The organism is Proteus penneri, assembly GCF_003144535.1.
In the GTDB taxonomy this organism is placed as follows: Bacteria; Pseudomonadota; Gammaproteobacteria; order Enterobacterales; family Enterobacteriaceae; genus Proteus; species Proteus penneri.
On sequence record NZ_PHFJ01000010.1, the window covers coordinates 120,307 to 139,376 of the forward strand.

The window sequence follows — 19,070 nt, forward strand, 5'->3', positions numbered from 1 at the left end:
TAAATTATTTTTTAATAATCGCCTTGAGTGATATTTTTATATTGATGTTTATCAATAATGATTTTTTAACGACTAAAAATGAAAAAATTCAAAAGCTAAAGTTAAAAAACGATATTATTGACTAATATTAATAATAAATAGTCGTATTTTTTATAAAAAACAAAATCAAATGATTGATTGCTTTTTATCAATATATTTTACTTGTTGTTTATCTCTATTTTTACACTTATCTTTTAATTGAAAACAGTAATTAGTCGGTAAAGAATAAAAAAACTCAATAGTAGCTTATAAAAAAGTCAATTTTCTTATTTTTTTTTCTTGATATTTTAATTCTCGAGATGAAATACAGATTTTACTCTCTCTATTTTGAATTAACTTATATTAGGAAAATATTTAATGAAAAACATTAATACGCTTTTAACAAAAATGAAGGCGAATACATCAGACATGATCTCGCTTAACGATTTAGCACCATTATCGCTTCATGAAATTTATGCACTTAGTGAAGAAAAACTCAGTTGGCATGAAGCAAAAACATTATATAAAGAAGCACAAAAAGCCGCCAAAATGAGTAAAATCAATGAAGCGCACTATTTAGCACGTCGTAATCCACAAGTGCAAAATGCAGTGGCTTTAGGAATGCGATCTCAGATTGCTCAAAGTAATACATTAGAAAATTGGATCCCAAATCGAGATAACCATTATGTCGATTCTAAATCTGTAGCATCGATGTTTTCGCCTGCGGGTTATTTAACAGAACTTTATCGTGAAGCGAAAGAAATACATGCTGAAAACCCAATGTATCGCCTTAATAGACGCCGCCCTGATTTAGCAGAATTAGTACTTTCTCAAGAAAATATGGATAAAGAAATTTCAACACTGTCTTTATCAAATCAAATATTAACCACAGCATTACAACATAAATTAGGTAATGATAAAGATTTATTTCAAGAACTAGCAACACACCGTACAATGGGTGAAAATCCTTATCATCAACCTTATCAAACTATTCGAGAAACATTATTATTACGTGATGGCTTGGTTGATAAATTAGTGAAAGCTAAGGATTCTCTTGATATTTTGGATACAGAATGGATCTCAACAATTATTTCATCGATTTCTCCTGAGTTATATACTATTTTAACAGAAGTAATTTCTGAAAATAATATTGATGAACTAGTAGAGAAAAATTTCGGAAATAAAGATATTAGTTTAAAAAACAATCTAAAATTTTTATCTGAATATTATTCTATTCCAGAAGAAGAAATATTACCATTATTTAATACACTTAAAGTAAATAATGAATTATCTTCAAAAGGCATGTTGATCTTAAATAAAATTATTCGCTTGCATAAAGCAACGGGGATCTCTGTTGATAATTTAATTATTTTAATTAAAACAAAAAATAATGATAACAATATTGATTCTGAGGTGATCCGAGCTATTCTTCATGTGCAATATATTATGGAGAAGTACAATATTAATATTGAACAATCTATAGTACTTAATGGTGCTAATATTAATGAAAAAACATTAAATAATTCCTTGTCTCTATTTGATGTTTTATTTAATTCTCCTCCTTTAGGTGAATTAAAATTTATTGCAGATAATAAAGCACTTGATTTTAATTCATCATCTCCAGATGATATTATACGTATTAATACCTTAAAAAGAGCATTTCATGCCGATGATATTGGTATTGCTGCTATGTGGAAATTAGCTTCTGGTAAAACAACGGAATTTACTTGTTCTATAGAAAATATTTCACTGTTATATCGAGTATATTTATTGGCAACAGTACATGGCCTAGATATTTATACTCTTTCTTTATTACTCGATATGTTGTCAGATCCTTTTAGTAAACCCATTAATCAACAATCTTCATCGGATGATGCGGCTAATTTAATTTATACAATAGATAATTATTTAAAGTTTATTCAAGATTATAAATTAAATATTCCGGAACTATATGTAATGACGGCAAATCAATATGATTTGCGCTATACAAATGAAATAAAAAATCTTATTGAAGAATTAATGAATGTTAAGTTAGTTAATAATGCCTTATTATATCCACAGACAATATTAGAATCTTATTTACCTATAATATCTTCTTATTTTCATATTTCTTCTTTAAAGCAAGCTGGTTCCGTATGGATTACTCTGGAATCTACAGCTTCATTAAATTTAACTATTTATAATTTTGTTGATTTAATCAATAAGGAAGATAAAACACAAGAGGATAAAAATAATATTATTACTTATATACAAAATTTATGCCAAATGATCGCTATTTTTGCTAAAATAGGCTTAAATGAAGATGAGATAGATATATTGGGGAGGCAACGTGCGATTGGTAATGAAAGAATCCTTCCAAATATCAAGTCAATAAAGGATTTATCTGATTTTCATCATTTTTATTTAGATAAAATAAGTAATAAAGAGGAGCTGTTAAATATTATTATAGGTAGAGATAGAGCTTCAACTTTATCAAAAATATATAAAGTTAGTGAAGATGTGATTAATCAAATAATCTCTCTATTGAAACTTGATGATGTGATTAAATTTGATAATATCAAAGAAATTTCTAGCTATATTGATATGGTTAAAGTTTTTAATATTACACCAAATAATTTTGATTTATTAACTAAATTAAAATTTTCCATAAGTGGTAATAAAGAAGAAGATTATTTGAATTGGGATAGAGTCAGTAAAAACTTACAAAGTGGATTAAACGCTCAACAAGCTATTTCACTAAAAAATAAAATGGATGAAAAAAAGAGTGTTGCATTATGTGCATTTTATATTAATCAGTTTAGTGAGTTAAATTTAGTAACTAGTGATGATGTTTATTATTATTTACTGATTGATAATAAGATCTCATCTGAAATAAAAACCACAAAGATAGAGCAAGCTATTGCAAGTATACAGCTATATATCAATGAATTTTTATCCTTAGATATGAAAGCTAATCACACACCTATTAAATCTCGTCAATTTTTTATAGATTGGGATAAATATAATAAGCGTTATAGCACTTGGAGTGGCATCTCTTTATTAACTTATTATCCTGAAAATTATATTGATCCTACAGTACGTATTGGTCAAACTAAAATGATGGATACGCTGTTACAGACGATCAGTCAAAATAGCATTAATAGTGATACGATTGATGATGCATTTAAAACATATTTAACTTCTTTTGAACAAATTGCTAATTTAGATGTAATTAGTGGTTACCATGATGGTGTGACATTAGAAGATGGAAAGACTTATTTTATTGGTCATAATGCATCAGAAAAAGCAAGTTATTATTGGCGTAGTGCAGATCATAGTAAAATAAAAAAAGGTGTCATGGCAGCAAATGCTTGGACTGAGTGGACGAAAATTGAGAATGGTGCTAACCCTTACAATAATTTAATTCGCCCTGTTATTTTTAATAATCGATTATATGTTGCTTGGATTGAACGTAAAGAAGTTGAAAATAGAGAAATTGAAAATAAAGAAAAAACGACGTCTGTACCAATTTCTAAGCAGGCACATTATAGTTTAAATCTATCTCATATTCGTTATGATGGAACTTGGAGTTTACCTATTGATTTCCAATTTTCTAATAATATCATAGAGAAAAAAGAAGGGAATTTTCATTTAAGCTATGATCAAGAGCTTGATAAATTATACTTTTTAACTTATATCACTAAGGATACCTATGATGATGGAAATAAGGAGTATAATGTTTATTCTATTGATAATGAAATGATATTTTCTAATATATCGGACTCAAATAAAGAAAATGCAGAAAACATTTATATTAATGTGAAATCTGAATTTGACATAGTTGGTAAAGAATCCATTAATAATGTTAATAACAAATTTATGTTGAGAGGAAAATTTGCTTATTCTATCTCTCATGATCCTATTGATAATATAAAAACAACTGATTCTAAAAATGTTTCTCTTTCAGGCAGTTTAATTAATGGCGTAAATATAGAATCGAAAAATGAAAGGTTATCTTGTTATCTTTCTGCTTTTATTAATTGTGATGTTAATTATGGACATCTTGCTCCTGCATCTATTAAAGATATTTTTAAAGGTTTGTTAAAAGATGGGGCTCTATTAGAGGATATTGTTTATACTTCTGGTAGTGTCGGTAAGTTAGAAACTTTGGCTTTTAATATAAAAACTAATTACAGTTATTATTTGGGTTTTGATATTAATACAAATACAGTTTACTTCTTTATTTATGATAATAATAAAAATGCGGTAATTAAAGGCTCAGATATTAATAATGGAGAAGATTATAACGTAGAACTGGCTTTTTTCACTAAACAGTCAAATGATTTATTAACTTATACATCGAAAAATGAAATAGCCTTTACACTTTCTAATGAGTTAGGCGATGTATCGTTACAAAAATTTTTAAACATAGAAACGCCAAGATTTCTTTTTTCTGTTTCAGGTAAAACAAAGAGTGACTTGCTTCTGGGTGCATATGGGAAAATGATATCTTACCCATTGACTATTAGTGAGAGTGATTTAAATAAAGTTATCTATACTGATGATGAAATGATTGAAGATATTAAGATAACATTATCTTCTAATCCAGATAATAAAGTCACCTATTCTCTTGAACAATGGTCTAAAGCCAATACTTCTTTAAATGAAGGCAGTAATAGCTTCAATAGTAAAAATAATGTACTTAAGCTTGATGTGCCGCTAAGTGAATTTAATGATGATGGTGAATTAATATTAACTACAAAAGTAATAGCGGTTAATAAGAAACAAAAAGTTATTTCTGAAATCTTATGTTCTTTCAAAGTTAGTGAATTGGAAAATATAAATGAAAGTGTTATTAGCTTAAAAACAAATCGAAAACATGCTCAATATATGTCAATGACAGTAGCAAATAAACCTTTGTTAGTACGTTTAAATACGTTATTTGCACGCCAATTAGTCAAACGTGCGAATAAAGGAATTGATGCTATTTTAACATTAAGTTCTCAGAGGCTACCTGAACCTGCTTTGGATGAAGGTGCTGACGTACCGATGGATTTTAATGGTGCTAATGCCCTCTATTTTTGGGAACTGTTCTATTACACTCCGATGATGTTAGCAAATGTGATGTTAGAAGGACAAAATTACGATGAAGCTAATCGTTGGCTACGTTATGTATTTAGTCCAATTGGTTATATTGATAGTGATACTCATACTCATCGTGTTTGGAATTCGCAGCCATTGTTAGCAGATATAGCTTGGGATAATGACCAATTGGATTCAACCGATCCTGATGCTGTGGCACAAGCTGATCCAATGCACTATAAGCTGGCTACGTTTATGAAGTACCTCGATATTGTTATGGCAAGGGGAGACAGCGCTTATCGTCTACTTGAACGAGACTCTTTAAATGAAGCTAAAATGTGGTATGTGCAGGCGCTGAAGCTGTTAGGTGCTGAAACGGAATCAGTCAGTGACGCTATTTGGTCTGCACCAAAACTAATTGATGCAGCATCAAAAACAACCTCAACACGCGTAATTCATGAAGTGTGTGACGATGGGGAGTTACCGCGTACTGCAAATACCTTAACTTCGGTTTTTTTACCGCAAATTAATGAAAAATTAGCGCAGTATCGAGATATATTAAAAGCTCGTTTATTTAATTTACGTCACAATTTATCGATTGATGGACAACCGTTGTCACTGCCAATTTATACGACACCAGCAGATCCTAAAGCACTGCAAAATGCTGCCGTGTATCAATCACAAGGTGGTGGTGGTTTGCCAAATGCAGTGATGCCAACACAGCGCTTCCCTGTTATTTTAAATAGCGCAAAATCCGTGGTCAATCAGCTAATGCAATTTGGTAGCTCACTTTTTAGCATTACAGAACGCCAAGATGCACAAGCATTGTCTGAATTATTGATCACTCAAGGTAGCGAAATTATTCTGCAAAATATCAAATACCAGCAGAAAACGCTGGAAGAGTTTGAGCATAATAAAAAAGCATTACAGGATTTACGTTCAGGTGCTGATAAACGCCTTACTTATTATAAAAAATTGTATAACCAGAATATTAGCACACGAGAACAACAAGCCATGGATCTCTATTTGAGCTCTTCTGTGTTAAATACCGCAAGCCAAGGGCTCAATATGGCAGCAGCGGCTGCAGATCTTGTGCCAAATATTTATGGTATGGCTGTCGGGGGATCACGTTTTGGCGCTATTTTTAATGCAACATCAATTGTTCTGCAATTATCAAGTTCTGCCACCCGTATTTCCGCAGATAGATTAAGTCAATCAGAGTCTTATCGTCGACGTTATGAAGAGTGGGGCTCATTATGTGACACCGCACAATCCGAATTAGATCAGTTTGATGCTCAACTTGCCGCATTAGAGGTTCGTCGACAAGCGGCGAAACTGCAGTTAGATAGTATGAAGTTACAACAACAGCAAACACAAGAGCACTTAACCTTCTTGCAAAATAAGTTTACCAATAAAGCCCTGTATAGCTGGTTACGCAGTAAATTAATGGCGATTTATAAACCTTTTTACGACTTAACTGTTTCTCGTTGTCGTATGGCAGAATTGGCTTATCAGTACGACTTAGGTGAAACACAAACCTTTATTCGTCCAAGGGCATGGCAAGGTAACTATTCTGGTTTGATGGCGGGTGAAAGCTTAATGCATAACCTGATCCAAATGGAAAACAGCTACTTTGAAAAAGATAACCGTGTATTGGAAATCACCAAGATTGTGTCGTTGGCCGATGTGTATCAAGGTTTAAGCAGCAATAAGTTTGGTTTTGAGCAAGTCGCTGATGTGATTAACAAATCGAAAACACAGCTTGGTACGGCTGAAAATGGTATTAGCTTAAAAGACGGACAGCTACAAGCCTCTATTAAGCTCTCTGACTTAGCAATAGGAAAAGATTATCCTGCTGATTTAGGTAAATTGCGTCGCGTTAAACAAATTAGTGTGACATTACCTATGTTGACAGGTGCTTATCAGAATATTCGTGCAGTGCTGAATTATGGTGGTAGTGCAGTGAAACCTCGTGGCTGTAGTGCGATTGCGATTTCTCATGGCATGAATGACAGCGGTCAGTTCCAACTGAATTTTAATGATGATCGTTATCTACCATTTGAAGGTTTACCAGTGGATGATACCAGTACACTGACTTTAAGCTTCCCTGATGCAACAGATAAGCAAAAAGAGATGTTACTGACATTAAACGACATCATTCTCCATATTAATTACACCATTCGTTAATTATCTAAATCTTAATTAATTACAGGCTCCGTAAGGAGCCTGTCAGGAGTTCTACATGCAAAATTCAGAGAACTTGGCCTTTGATGCTCCAAATTTACCGAAAGGCGGTGGTGCAGTCACAGGGTTAACGGGCAATATGGGCGCAGTCGGCCCTGATGGTGCTGCCACTTTTAGCTTACCATTGCCTATTAGTAAAGGTCGTGGTTATGCCCCTTCTTTAAGCTTAACCTATCAAAATCAAGCAGGTAACGGCGCATTTGGGTTTGGTTGGTCTGTCGGTGTGATGTCGATCCGTCGTCGTACTTCAAAAGGCGTACCGACTTATACACAATTAGATGAGTTTGTGGGTGCTAATGGCGAAGTGATTGTGCCGATTATCAATAAGAACGGTGAAGTTGAAATTGCGCAACGGGATGAGTTATTTGGCGTAAAACTTGCTCATCACTATCAAGTTATCACTTATCGCTCGCGTGTTGAAAAAAGCTTTAGTCGTTTTGAGTTTTGGTCATTACATGAGGAGAATGCCCCTGCAAATATCCCTACTCAGTTTTGGGTGATGTTGAATGCAAATGGTGATGCTCATTTGTTCGGCTATGAAATAACGGCACAGATTGTGGATAGCCAAAATCGCGCGCGCATTGCGCAATGGAACCTGAATGCGTCTGTTTCTGCAACAGGTGAACAAATTGAATATCATTATCGTGCTGAAGATGAACAGGGGTGTGATCAACAAGAAATTCAATCGCATGCGAATGCCAATACACAACGTTATTTAGAGAAAGTGTATTACGGTAATCCGGTGGGTGAACGTGTTTTTTCTTGTGTCAAATCCGATAATACATTATCGAAAAACGCCCTGTTTGTGCTGGTGTTTGATTACGGTGAACGCAGTAGTGCGTTAGCGACTTATCCTCAATGGCAGAGCAATTCAGCATGGGCATTACGTAAAGACTGTTTTTCTCTTTTTCATTACGGTTTTGAAGTACGCACTCGTCGTTTATGCCGCCAAGTGTTGATGTATCACCGTCTTGAAAGCTTGGAAAAACAGGCTGCATTAGCAGAAACTCCAGAGTTAGTTGCTCGATTAACACTGACTTATGCCGAGTCGGGATCGGGTTCAATTTTAGTTTCGGCGCAACAATCTGCGTTTAACGATAATAAAGATGCTCAGTCGTTAGTCACATTGCCCCCTGTGAAATTTGATTGGCAAATGCTAGGTGCGACTAAACAAGCACAATGGCAATCATTGGATGAACTGGCTTCTTTTACACCACAACAGCCTTATCAATATGTCGATTTATTGGGTGAAGGGCTTGCAGGTGTGTTGTATCAAGACAGTGGCGCTTGGTGGTATCGCGCCCCCATCAGAAAAGAAGATAAGCAAAACCCAAATGCGGTCACTTGGGACAAAGCGAAAAAACTCCCCATTATTCCATCATTACGAAACTCAGCCATGCTGACGGATGTAACAGGTAATGGAAAACTGGATTGGTTAGTGACACAAGGTCATGCCAATGGTTATTACACTCAGGATGAAACGAAAGCAGAAAGTTGGCTGAATTTTGTGCCACTTGATGCATTACCTGTGGAATATTTTCATCCTAGAGCGGAAATGACTTCATTAACAGGCAGTGGTTTTGCTGATCTCGCCTTAATTGGTCCTCGTAGTATTCGTCTTTATGCTGGCTCTGCTCAAGGTTGGAAAAAAAGCAAAGAGGTGATGCAGGCTGAAGGCGTAACGTTACCCATTAAAAACGTCAATCGTCGTACCTTAGTGGCATTTAGTGATGTGTTGGGTTCAGGTCAGCAACATTTAATTAAAGTGGATTACCAAGGTCTGACATGTTGGGTTCATTTAGGTGAGGGGAAATTCAGTTTACCCATCACTATTCCTGGATTTTCTGCCGATCGCCTTAAATTCAACCCTAATCAACTCTATTTAGCGGATCTCGATGGTAGTGGTACCACTGATATTATTTACGCTCAATCGACCCATTTAGAAGTGTATTTTAACCAAAGTGGGAAACAATTTGTGCGTGGTGATGATATCGCATTACCTAAAGGGATACGTTTTGATAGCCATTGCCAATTACAAGTTGCTGATGTGCAAGGTTTAGGAATTGCCAGTATTTTACTGACAAAATCGTATCCAACACCACAACATTGGGTGCTTTCTTTACAAAATCAAAAACCGTGGTTATTAACATCGATTAATAACAATATGGGTTTGATTCAAACTCTGCACTACCGTAGTTCAGCGCAATATTGGCTGGATGAGAAATTGGCTCGTCAACAACAAAATAAAAAGAAAGCGGTTAGCCATTTACCTTTTGCACTGCATACGCTGTGGAAAATTGAAACTATTGATGAAATTACGCAAAGCCGTTTAACACAAACTTACCACTATCGTCATGGTGTCTGGGATGGTATAGAAAAAGAGTTTCGTGGTTTTGGTTGTGTTGAAATGACCAATGCAGAGTCATTTAAAAGTGAAGAAGATCTGGCAGACAAAACGCCAAGTGCGTTAACTCGACAATGGTTTTTAACAGGAAAATCCGTCGTTGATACCCAAATGCCTGATGAGTTTTGGCAAGGCGACGATGCTGCATTTGCACTGTTTTCTCCTCGATTTACACAAGGTGAAGGCAGCTCAGAAAAAGCCTGTGATGATGCTATTTATCAGGAACATGCCTATTGGTTTGAGCGTGGGTTACAAGGTCAGTTACGCAGAAAAGAAATCTATGGGTTAGATAACGCAGTGGTTGCTGATGTGCCTTATGCTGTCACTGAACAACGACCACAAGTGCGTTTAATTGAAGCGCAAGGGCGCTCGCCAGTCGTGATGCCGTCTACCGTGGAAAGTCGAGCCTATCATTATGAGCGTATTGCTTCTGATCCTGTTTGTCATCAACAGATCACCTTAGAGCAAGACGACTATGGTTTTGTTTCTAAAGCCGTTTCGATTAACTATCCAAGACGCGCTAAGGGGGCGAAAAATCCTTATCAGCATTACGAAAGCCTGCCAGAAACGTTATGGGCATCAAGTTATGACGAACAACAACAGACACTATGTTTGAGTTTATCGCGTCAAACTTGCCATCATCTTGTTCATCCTGAAAAACAGGTTTATCAGCTCGCGATTACTAATGCGAGTCGTCAAGACATTTGGACATTGGGAGCAGAAAAACAGCCGAAAGAAGGATTAAGTGTCGAAGCTTTATTAGCAGCCAATAATTTGCTGACACAAAAAGCAGGATCAGTCTTTGTAGGGCAACAGCAGCTTGCTTATATGGATGCTGAAGGTAAAGCGACATTATCAGAACCTGATTTCCCTGTGCGTTTGGCCTATAGCGAAACGGCGGAATTAGATGAAGAAACAGCAAACGCTATTTCACATCCTTATCCAAATTTAAAACTGGATAACATTATGAAAAATGCAGGTTATCAGCAAAAAGCGTATTTATTTGCTGATGAGTCAGAAAAAAGGCAAAACGCTGTGGGTGAAACCATTGTTAGGTATTATCCAATATGGTTCATTAGTGCAATTTTATAAGCCTCTGATTTATAAGAAATCTGCATTGTCCTGTGAATATAACTTACTATGGGATAAGCAATTTTGTGCACTCATAGGCAAAGAATCACCCTTAAATACACAAGATTTCCATCTTACTTACGATTGGCGCTTTTTATCACCTAACACAATAACTGATGAAAATAAAAACCTTCATCAAGTGACTTTTGATGGCTTTGGTCGTGTGACGACGACGCGTTTTTCAGGAACGGAAGACGGCAAACAAAGCGGTTATAGCGATAAAGCGTTTACTATGCCGACAACCATCGATGGGGCTTTAGCATTAACCTCGCCACTGCCGATTGCAACGGGTTTTGTGTATGTGACAGATAGCTGGATGTCAACATCAGCAAAATTACCGCCTCATGCATTGCAAATCATGACAGACCGTTATGACAGTGACTCACTGCAGCAAATTCGCCAGCAAATTGCTTTTAGTGATGGTTTTGGTCGCTTACTGCAAACCTCTATCAGAGTAGAAGCCGGTGAAGCCTTTTTACGTAGCGATAATGCCACACTGAGGGTTGATAAAAATCAGAGAGCGCAACAAAAGAGCACCACGATTCGTTGGGCTATTTCAGGCGAAACAGAATATGACAACAAAGGGAATGTAAAGCGAGTTTATCAACCTTACTTTCTTAATGACTGGCGTTATCTTGCTGATAGTTCAGCTCAGCAAAATCGTTTTGCTGATACTCACTACTATGACGCATTGGGGCGTTTATATCGGGTTATTACTGCCAAAGGTTATCAGCGTAATACCCTTGTGACACCTTGGTTTATTGTGCAGGAAGATGAAAATGACACTTTAACATAAGGTGATGAAATGCGGGTTATTGACTCTTCTCTCTCTAACCCGCTTAACGTAGGAATTTTATTATGCTGGTCGCAATCCCATCTGAAAGTGATGCACTCGCTTGGATGATTATCGGTGGATTTTCAGCCTGGGGAGGTATCGTGAGGTATTTAATGGAAATAAAACAGAAACAAATAAAGTGGTCTTGGTGTGGAATTACAAGCCAAGTGGTTATCTCAGTTTTTACTGGACTATTGGGGGGCTTGTTAAGTTTTGAAAGTGGTGCAAGTCGTTATATGTCTTACATGATTGCAGGACTTTTTGGCTCAATGGGGGGTACAACACTGATTTGGTTGTGGCACCGTATTTTTGGTGTGAACAACCTTAAGGAGCCGAAATGAATACTTATACATTGAGTCAACGAAGCCAAAATAACCTAAAGGATGTACATCAAGATCTTGTCCGCGTTGTCCATTTGGCACTGACATTGAGTAAATATGATTTTGTGGTGATTGAAGGCGTTCGTTCATTAGAACGTCAAAAAGCACTCATAAAAGAGGGCAAAAGCAAAACACTGAATAGTCGCCATTTAACGGGCCATGCAGTTGATATTGTGCCATTAGTAAATGGTGCGATCCCTTGGCAAGATTGGTCTGCATTTGAATCAGTATCAAAAGCCATGAAACAAGCATCTTCCCAATTAGGTGTTTCAATTAATTGGGGGGGAAATTGGGTTTCATTTCGCGATGGGCCCCATTACGAATTATGCCGTGAGGCATACCCATGAATATAAGCACTTTTTTACGTTTGGGGGTTAAGGGTGGGGGAGCGCTCATTGTCGTCGTTACATTGCTAGTTATTCGTTATCAACATAACCAAATAAGTCGACTTTCTGAGCAAAATAGTCAGCTTGAATATCAACAAAGCACGTTGCAATCACAATTAGTGCAATGGCATCAACAAGCCGAAAAAATGTCAGAAACATTAACGCGTCAACAAAAGGAGCAACACTATTTAGAGGAAGAAAATCATGCGATACGCCAAGAGTTACGGCAAATTTTGGCTCAAGCGCCTTGTGCTAATGAGTCTGTGCCTGACGCTGTTATCCAGTTGCAGCAAAACACCCTTAACCGTCGTTAAAGCGCCAGATAAATTTGTACCAACACACTTATTACAACCATGTTCCGCGCCGTTTTTTAATGTGCAAGTGTGGGGGGATTATCCTGATTATGTGGCGCGTTTAATGTTGGTATTAGAGAAATGTAATACCGATAAAAAAGCGGTGGCAGAAATATTGGCAACAAAAAGTTAGCTCGGTACCAATGCGCTAGATAATAAAAAATATACAAACTAAGGAATTATAGAAATATGTTAAATCAACAATTACATACACGAACGCCAACGGTGGTGGTTCATGATAATCGAGGATCGGCTATTCGCGAAATTAATTATTGTCGTCATCCTGATACGGTTAACCAAACCGATGAGCGTATTACTCGTCACCATTATCATGCTCGCGGTTATTTAGAACGCAGCATTGATGCAAGACTGTATGACGCACAACAGTTAGACGCCAGCATTCAGCCTAATATTCAACAAACGGTGAGTTTAGGGAGGGCATTATCACTTTCACAAGGTGTTGATAATGGGAATAGCTTTAATCTCAATGATATTGAAGGCACGGCTGCACAGCAGATTAATGCCAAAGGAACGGTCACAATCTATAAATATAGTGAGTCTGGGTTTGAACGATATTTAGAGAAAGTAGAAGAAGGAAAATTAGGGAATTCAGACACGAAGGTTATTCAAAAATTTAAATGGGGACAAGGAAACGCGAGTGAGTTAATCGATACCAACCAAGTTGGGAAATGTATTGAACACTTTGATACGGCAGGTAAAAAAACATATGGAAATTATTCTCTCTTGGGGCATGCTATTGCAGAAACGCAACAATTTTATATGGGGAGTGTTATTGACTGGAATTCAAGTCGTGAAGTAAATGACATTCAACAAGCTGAAAAATTTACTACTCAATATACTTATGATGCGACAGGTGCTGTATTAGAAGAAACCGATGCAAAGGGAAATAAACGCCGTATTGCCTATGATATTGCAGGCTTTGTAAAACAAACTTGGTTGACGTTAAAAGGACAATCAGAGCAAGCGATTTTACGTGCTTTAACCTACTCAGCTGCGGGGCAAAAACTGCGTGAAGAGCAGGGTAATGGCTTGGTCACCACTTATGAATATGAGCCAGAAACACAACGTTTGTTGCAGGTTAAAACAGAGCGCCCTCAAGGTCATGCGTTAGGGGCGAAGGTTATGCAAGATCTGCGTTATGCGTACGATCCTGTCGGCAATATTATCTGTCTGAAAAATGATGCAGAAGCGACGCGTTATTGGCGCAATCAGAAAGTGGTGCCTGAAAATCGTTATGTGTATGACTCGCTGTATCAATTGGTCAGTGCAACAGGGCGTGAATCCGCCAATCAACAAACGCCTGCTTCAATGCAATCTCAGCCTGTGACAACGTTAGTCAAAGATACGCAAAGCTATACTAATTACACCCGTTTCTATACCTATGATAGAGGCGGTAATTTAACGCAAATTCGCCATAATTCATCGATTGCACGGCAAAGTTTTACCCAAGATATTACCGTTTCAAATAAAACCAATCGCGCTTTATTAAAATCCCAATGTTCAGATCCAAAAAACGTGGATAGCTATTTTGATGAGGGTGGTAATTTAACCCAGCTTCTCAATGGTGATGCCATTATTTGGGATAGCCGTAATCATCTGAAAGCCACTAAAGAGATAATGGAAAGTGGGCATCTGTCTGAGGGCGAAACCTATCAATATAACAGTGCGAGCCAACGTGTGACGAAAATACGCGGGCGTAAAGCTGCTGGCAGTAATTTAGAAAAGGTGACTACGCACTATTTACCGAATATTGAACAATGGGAGGTGAGTACAAGTGCTATTACAGAGAAATATGCTGTCGTTCAAATCAATGTGGGCACCAGTGCAAAAGTCAGGGCATTGTGTTGGGAGATTGGCTCACCGAAAGGGATTGAAAATAACTCACTGCGTTATAGCTATGATGATGGTATTGGTAACAGTGGATTAGAAACGGACGGTCAAGGGAAATTAGTCAGTTATGAGGAATATTACCCTTATGGGGGTACAGCCATTTGGTCCAGCGAAAATGCGGTAGAGGCGGATTACAAAACCATTCGTTATTCAGGGAAAGAAAAAGATTCTACAGGAATGTATTACTACGGTTACCGTTATTATCAGCCGTGGATTGGTCGTTGGTTAAGTGCAGACCCCGCCGGTACGATTGATGGGCTGAATTTATACCGAATGGTGCGCAATAACCCAGTGACATTGCATGATCCGGATGGGCGAGCGCCCACTCCTTCAACCGCATCGACTTCTGCAACAACAAGTGAGCATTTTATCAATCGATTACCGACTTCATTTCATAAAATAAAAACAAATGATCGGGGGGAGCAGACTATTAAAAAGGCTGAGGCTTGGAATCAAAAAAATTCACGAGATTTTAAAAGAGAGACTCACTATACCGCCAGTAAGTTAGGTTCGTATTTTACGCTCTATTCAACCCCGGATTCTCCATCAAAACAACTTATTGTTACTGCCGATGGCGGTTTTACCTTAAACCGCGGCGCCGTTCCAATACCCGATGGGGTGACATTAGAATTCTTAAATCCACACAGGACTAACTTAAAGGACCCGAGTATTAAGAACCTCGCAATAAATAAGAAGTATACGTTATTTTCCATTTCCAATCATCGTCTAGATTTTCATAATCAATTCGCGGTTGAGCAAATGGAATTGTTGGGAATAAGGACAGTAACAGGCGCGTATAACGATACAATTTGGAAAGAAATTGAACCGTATAATAAAATGCATTGGGAAGCAGCAGAAAACGATAAGAATAGTGTAATTAATATTACAAATTATATATTAACCAAATATGCGGACGATACACCCGATAGAATAGGTGATGCATTGGCTGTCAATCGAGCGGTTATACAAACCAATCAAAAACAAACAGTAAAAACGGATATTGTCGCAGTAAATAACCGGACTCTTTTTGATGGGTTCACTATACCTTCAATAACGTCAATAGGAGCGCTTTTCAAGGAGTTAAAGAAAAATAATATTCACTATGACAATATTGTCTGCTCATTTTGTCGTGGCGAAGTTTGTAGGTCCAATATGAATTATGATCCTAAACTGCAGAGACTAGAATAATCTTATTGTAACTCGATTAATAATGATTAGAGGCTAAGGACTAAGTGTGGTTAATTTAATCACAAGGTATTTAACCTATAAATAAATTAATAATATATCTTAATAAACAAAGGTATTTATTCACCGTTAATGACTAATAAAATAATTATTAACGATAAAGAGAAAACCACAAGGAATTAAAAAGATGTCAAATCAATTATTACACACCCGAACCCCCAGCGTGGTGGTTTATGATAATCGCGGATCATCCATTCGTGAGATTAGTTATTGTCGTCATCCTGATTCACTGGATAAAACCGATGAACGCATTACGCGCCATCAGTATCATGTGCGTGGTTATTTAGAACGCAGCATTGATGCAAGACTGTATGACGCACAACAGTCAGACACCTCTATTCAACCTAATATTCAACAAACCATAAGCTTAGGTGGCGCCATTACTTTATCTCAAGGGGTTGATAATGGTACAAGCTTTAGTCTTAATGATATTGAGGGTACCGTTTCACAACAGATTAATGCACAAGGCACAGTGACAACGTACGAATATTCCAAGCAAAGCATTGAACGATATTTAGAGCAAGTAAAAGAAGGAAAACTCGGTGAAAGCAGAACTGCCGTGGTGCAAAAACTTAAATGGGGACAAGGAAACGCGAGTGAGTTAATCGATACCAACCAAGTGGGAAAATGTATTGAACATTTTGATACTGCGGGTAAAAAAACGTATCGCCGTTATTCGTTACACGGCGCAGTGATATCAGAAACGCAACAGTTTGTGACAGATAATCATATTGATTGGGCTCCAAGTCGTGAAGCCAGTATTGAACACACCGAAAAATACACGACGGAATATCGTTATGATGCCACAGGTGCTGTATTAGAAGAAACCGATGCAAAGGGAAGTAAACGCCGTATTGCCTATGATATTGCAGGCTTTGTAAAACAAACTTGGTTGACGTTAAAAGGACAATCAGAGCAAGCGATTTTACGTGCTTTAACCTATTCAGCCGCGGGGCAAAAACTGCGTGAAGAGCAGGGTAATGGTTTAGTCACCACCTATGAATATGAGCCAGAAACGCAACGTTTGTTGCAGGTTAAAACAGAGCGCCCTCAAGGTCATGCGTTAGGGGCGAAGGTTATGCAAGATCTGCGTTATGAGTACGATGCGGTGGGCAACATTATTTGTTTGAAAAATGATGCAGAAGCGACGCGTTATTGGCGCAATCAGAAAGTGGTGCCTGAAAATCGCTATATTTATGATTCACTGTATCAATTGGTCAGTGCAACAGGGCGTGAATCCGCCAATCAACAAACGCCTGCTTCAATGCAATCTCAGCCTGTGACAACGTTAGTCAAAGATACGCAAAGCTATACTAATTACACCCGCTTATACGCTTACGATAGAGGCGGTAATTTAACGCAAATTCGCCATCACTCCGCTATTGCGCAACAAAGTTTTACTCAAGATATTACCGTTTCAAATAAAAACAATCGTGCCTTATTAAAGTCACAATGTTCAGATCCAAAAAACGTGGATAGCTATTTTGATGAGAGTGGTAATTTAACCCAGCTTCTTAATGGGGATGCCATTATTTGGGATAGCCGTAATCATCTGAAAGCCACTAAAGAGATAATGGAAAGTGGGCATTTGTCTGAGGGCGAAACCTATCAATATAACAGTGCGAGCCAACGTGTGACGAAAATACGCGGGCGCAAAGTTGCTGACGGTGATTTAGAAAAGGTGACTACGCACTATTTACCGAATATTGAACAATGGGAAGTGAGCACAAGTTCTGTGACAGAGAAATATACCGTTGTACAAATTCAAGCAGGCACCAGTGCAAAAGTCAGGGCATTGTGTTGGGAGATTGGCTCACCGAAAGGGATTGAAAATAACTCACTGCGTTATAGCTATGATGATGGTATTGGTAACAGTGGATTAGAAACGGACGGTCAAGGAAAATTAGTCAGTTATGAGGAATATTACCCTTATGGGGGTACAGCCATTTGGTCCAGCGAAAATGCGGTAGAGGCGGATTACAAAACCATTCGTTATTCAGGGAAAGAAAAAGATTCTACAGGAATGTATTACTACGGTTACCGTTATTATCAGCCGTGGATTGGTCGTTGGCTAAGTGCTGATCCCGCCGGTACGATTGACGGGCTGAATTTATATCGAATGGTGCGCAATAACCCCGTAACACTTCATGATCCTGATGGGCGAGCACCAACTATTAGCTCCATACCAAATGATACACCTTTGACAGAAATATTTCAGTGGGGGGATATTCTTTATGGCTTAGATGAGCCTCTAGAGAGCTTTGTATCTGTGTTGAACTCTTCCGGCTTTAAAAGAAAAGAAGCAATTAAACCATCTACTAATAATATTTTTAAATTAATTAGACGATTTTTCCGGAAAGCGAAAGAGAAAACTAATATTTTCATTCAAAGTGATGTCACTAATGCTGTCTGGGATATTAACAAACCTACGGAGTATTCTGATGACAAAAGGACAAATAAACGGTTAAACGATCCTGAGCGAGCCATTCAATTCAAACAATTTATTTCTTCTCATGAGAGATACAACGTCATAGCTCAGGATGAAGCGACTGAACTTAAGTTAAAACCATGGAGAAAAAAGCACTTGAGTATTCCTTTATGGAACAAGACGAGTAAAGCCGGGCTGGAGTTTCAGTTGTTAGTCAGAAAAAAACCGCTTCATTTTATTGCCGATATTATTGGAGATGATATTGGTGTGGTTGTATCAAAAAAGGGGTACGGGACGAGTATAACATCCAGTGAGCTTCGTTGGTTATACCGACATAGAGATCTCCCCGAAGTTCGCTCCAACCTGACATTTTACCGTGATGGTAAAAAAATATCTCATGAGGAAATTTTTGGAAAAAGTGAGTGGTCGAATTACCATCCCAAAAATCAATATAATAGAATGGAGAACAAACTATCGTCACATTTAAACGAGAAAGCCTAGACGTCAAGTGGTTCAAGATAAACTGAAAGATAGGTTATATTGATTTTCAAATACAAATTGCTGATTTGAATCGTTCGGCAATATCTCAAGGAGATTTTCGTATTTTTTGGGTAAACCCAAAACAGGCAACCCAGTGAGACAGTTTTCTTGTCTCATTTGGGTTGTTTTTACTT

General features: G+C 37.3%; 9 protein-coding genes. All 9 read left to right on the plus strand.

Going from position 1 to position 19,070, the window contains the following annotated elements:
- Positions 1 to 396: 396 nt before the first annotated feature.
- The 9 genes from CUB63_RS12660 (at position 397) to CUB63_RS12695 (ending at position 18,897) form a co-directional block, all read left to right on the plus strand.
- Complete coding sequence (locus CUB63_RS12660) at positions 397 to 7,266, plus strand: Tc toxin subunit A-related protein (RefSeq protein ID WP_109848179.1); 6,870 nt, start codon at positions 397 to 399, stop codon at positions 7,264 to 7,266.
- A gap of 55 nt (positions 7,267 to 7,321) precedes the next feature.
- Positions 7,322 to 10,819, plus strand: coding sequence for a SpvB/TcaC N-terminal domain-containing protein (locus CUB63_RS12665; protein ID WP_109848180.1), 3,498 nt, complete (start codon positions 7,322 to 7,324; stop codon positions 10,817 to 10,819).
- Positions 10,767 to 11,654: a hypothetical protein gene (locus tag CUB63_RS12670; RefSeq protein WP_109848181.1), complete on the plus strand. Its 888-nt coding sequence runs from the start codon at positions 10,767 to 10,769 to the stop codon at positions 11,652 to 11,654. The genes CUB63_RS12665 and CUB63_RS12670 overlap by 53 nt, the downstream gene beginning before the upstream one ends.
- 62 nt (positions 11,655 to 11,716) lie before the next feature.
- The gene (locus CUB63_RS12675) at positions 11,717 to 12,034 is read left to right on the plus strand and encodes a phage holin family protein (protein WP_109848182.1); all 318 of its coding nucleotides are present in this window, start codon (positions 11,717 to 11,719) and stop codon (positions 12,032 to 12,034) included.
- Positions 12,031 to 12,420, plus strand: coding sequence for a M15 family metallopeptidase (locus tag CUB63_RS12680; RefSeq protein WP_006536222.1), 390 nt, complete (start codon positions 12,031 to 12,033; stop codon positions 12,418 to 12,420). The genes CUB63_RS12675 and CUB63_RS12680 overlap by 4 nt, the downstream gene beginning before the upstream one ends.
- A complete protein-coding gene (locus tag CUB63_RS12685) occupies positions 12,417 to 12,773 on the plus strand; it encodes a DUF2570 domain-containing protein (protein WP_072064413.1) in 357 nt (118 codons plus the stop codon). Before CUB63_RS12680 ends, CUB63_RS12685 begins: the two co-directional genes overlap by 4 nt.
- On the plus strand, positions 12,715 to 12,945 hold the full coding sequence (lysC, locus tag CUB63_RS17995; protein WP_006536220.1) for an Rz1-like lysis system protein LysC: 231 nt from the start codon (positions 12,715 to 12,717) through the stop codon (positions 12,943 to 12,945). Before CUB63_RS12685 ends, lysC begins: the two co-directional genes overlap by 59 nt.
- Before the next feature lie 56 nt (positions 12,946 to 13,001).
- On the plus strand, positions 13,002 to 15,911 hold the full coding sequence (locus CUB63_RS12690; protein WP_109848183.1) for an RHS repeat-associated core domain-containing protein: 2,910 nt from the start codon (positions 13,002 to 13,004) through the stop codon (positions 15,909 to 15,911).
- Positions 15,912 to 16,095: 184 nt separating this feature from the next.
- Positions 16,096 to 18,897 carry an RHS repeat-associated core domain-containing protein gene (locus tag CUB63_RS12695; protein ID WP_109848184.1) on the plus strand — a complete coding sequence of 934 codons (2,802 nt, stop codon included), beginning with the start codon at positions 16,096 to 16,098 and terminating at the stop codon, positions 18,895 to 18,897.
- The last annotated feature ends 173 nt before the right edge of the window (positions 18,898 to 19,070 follow it).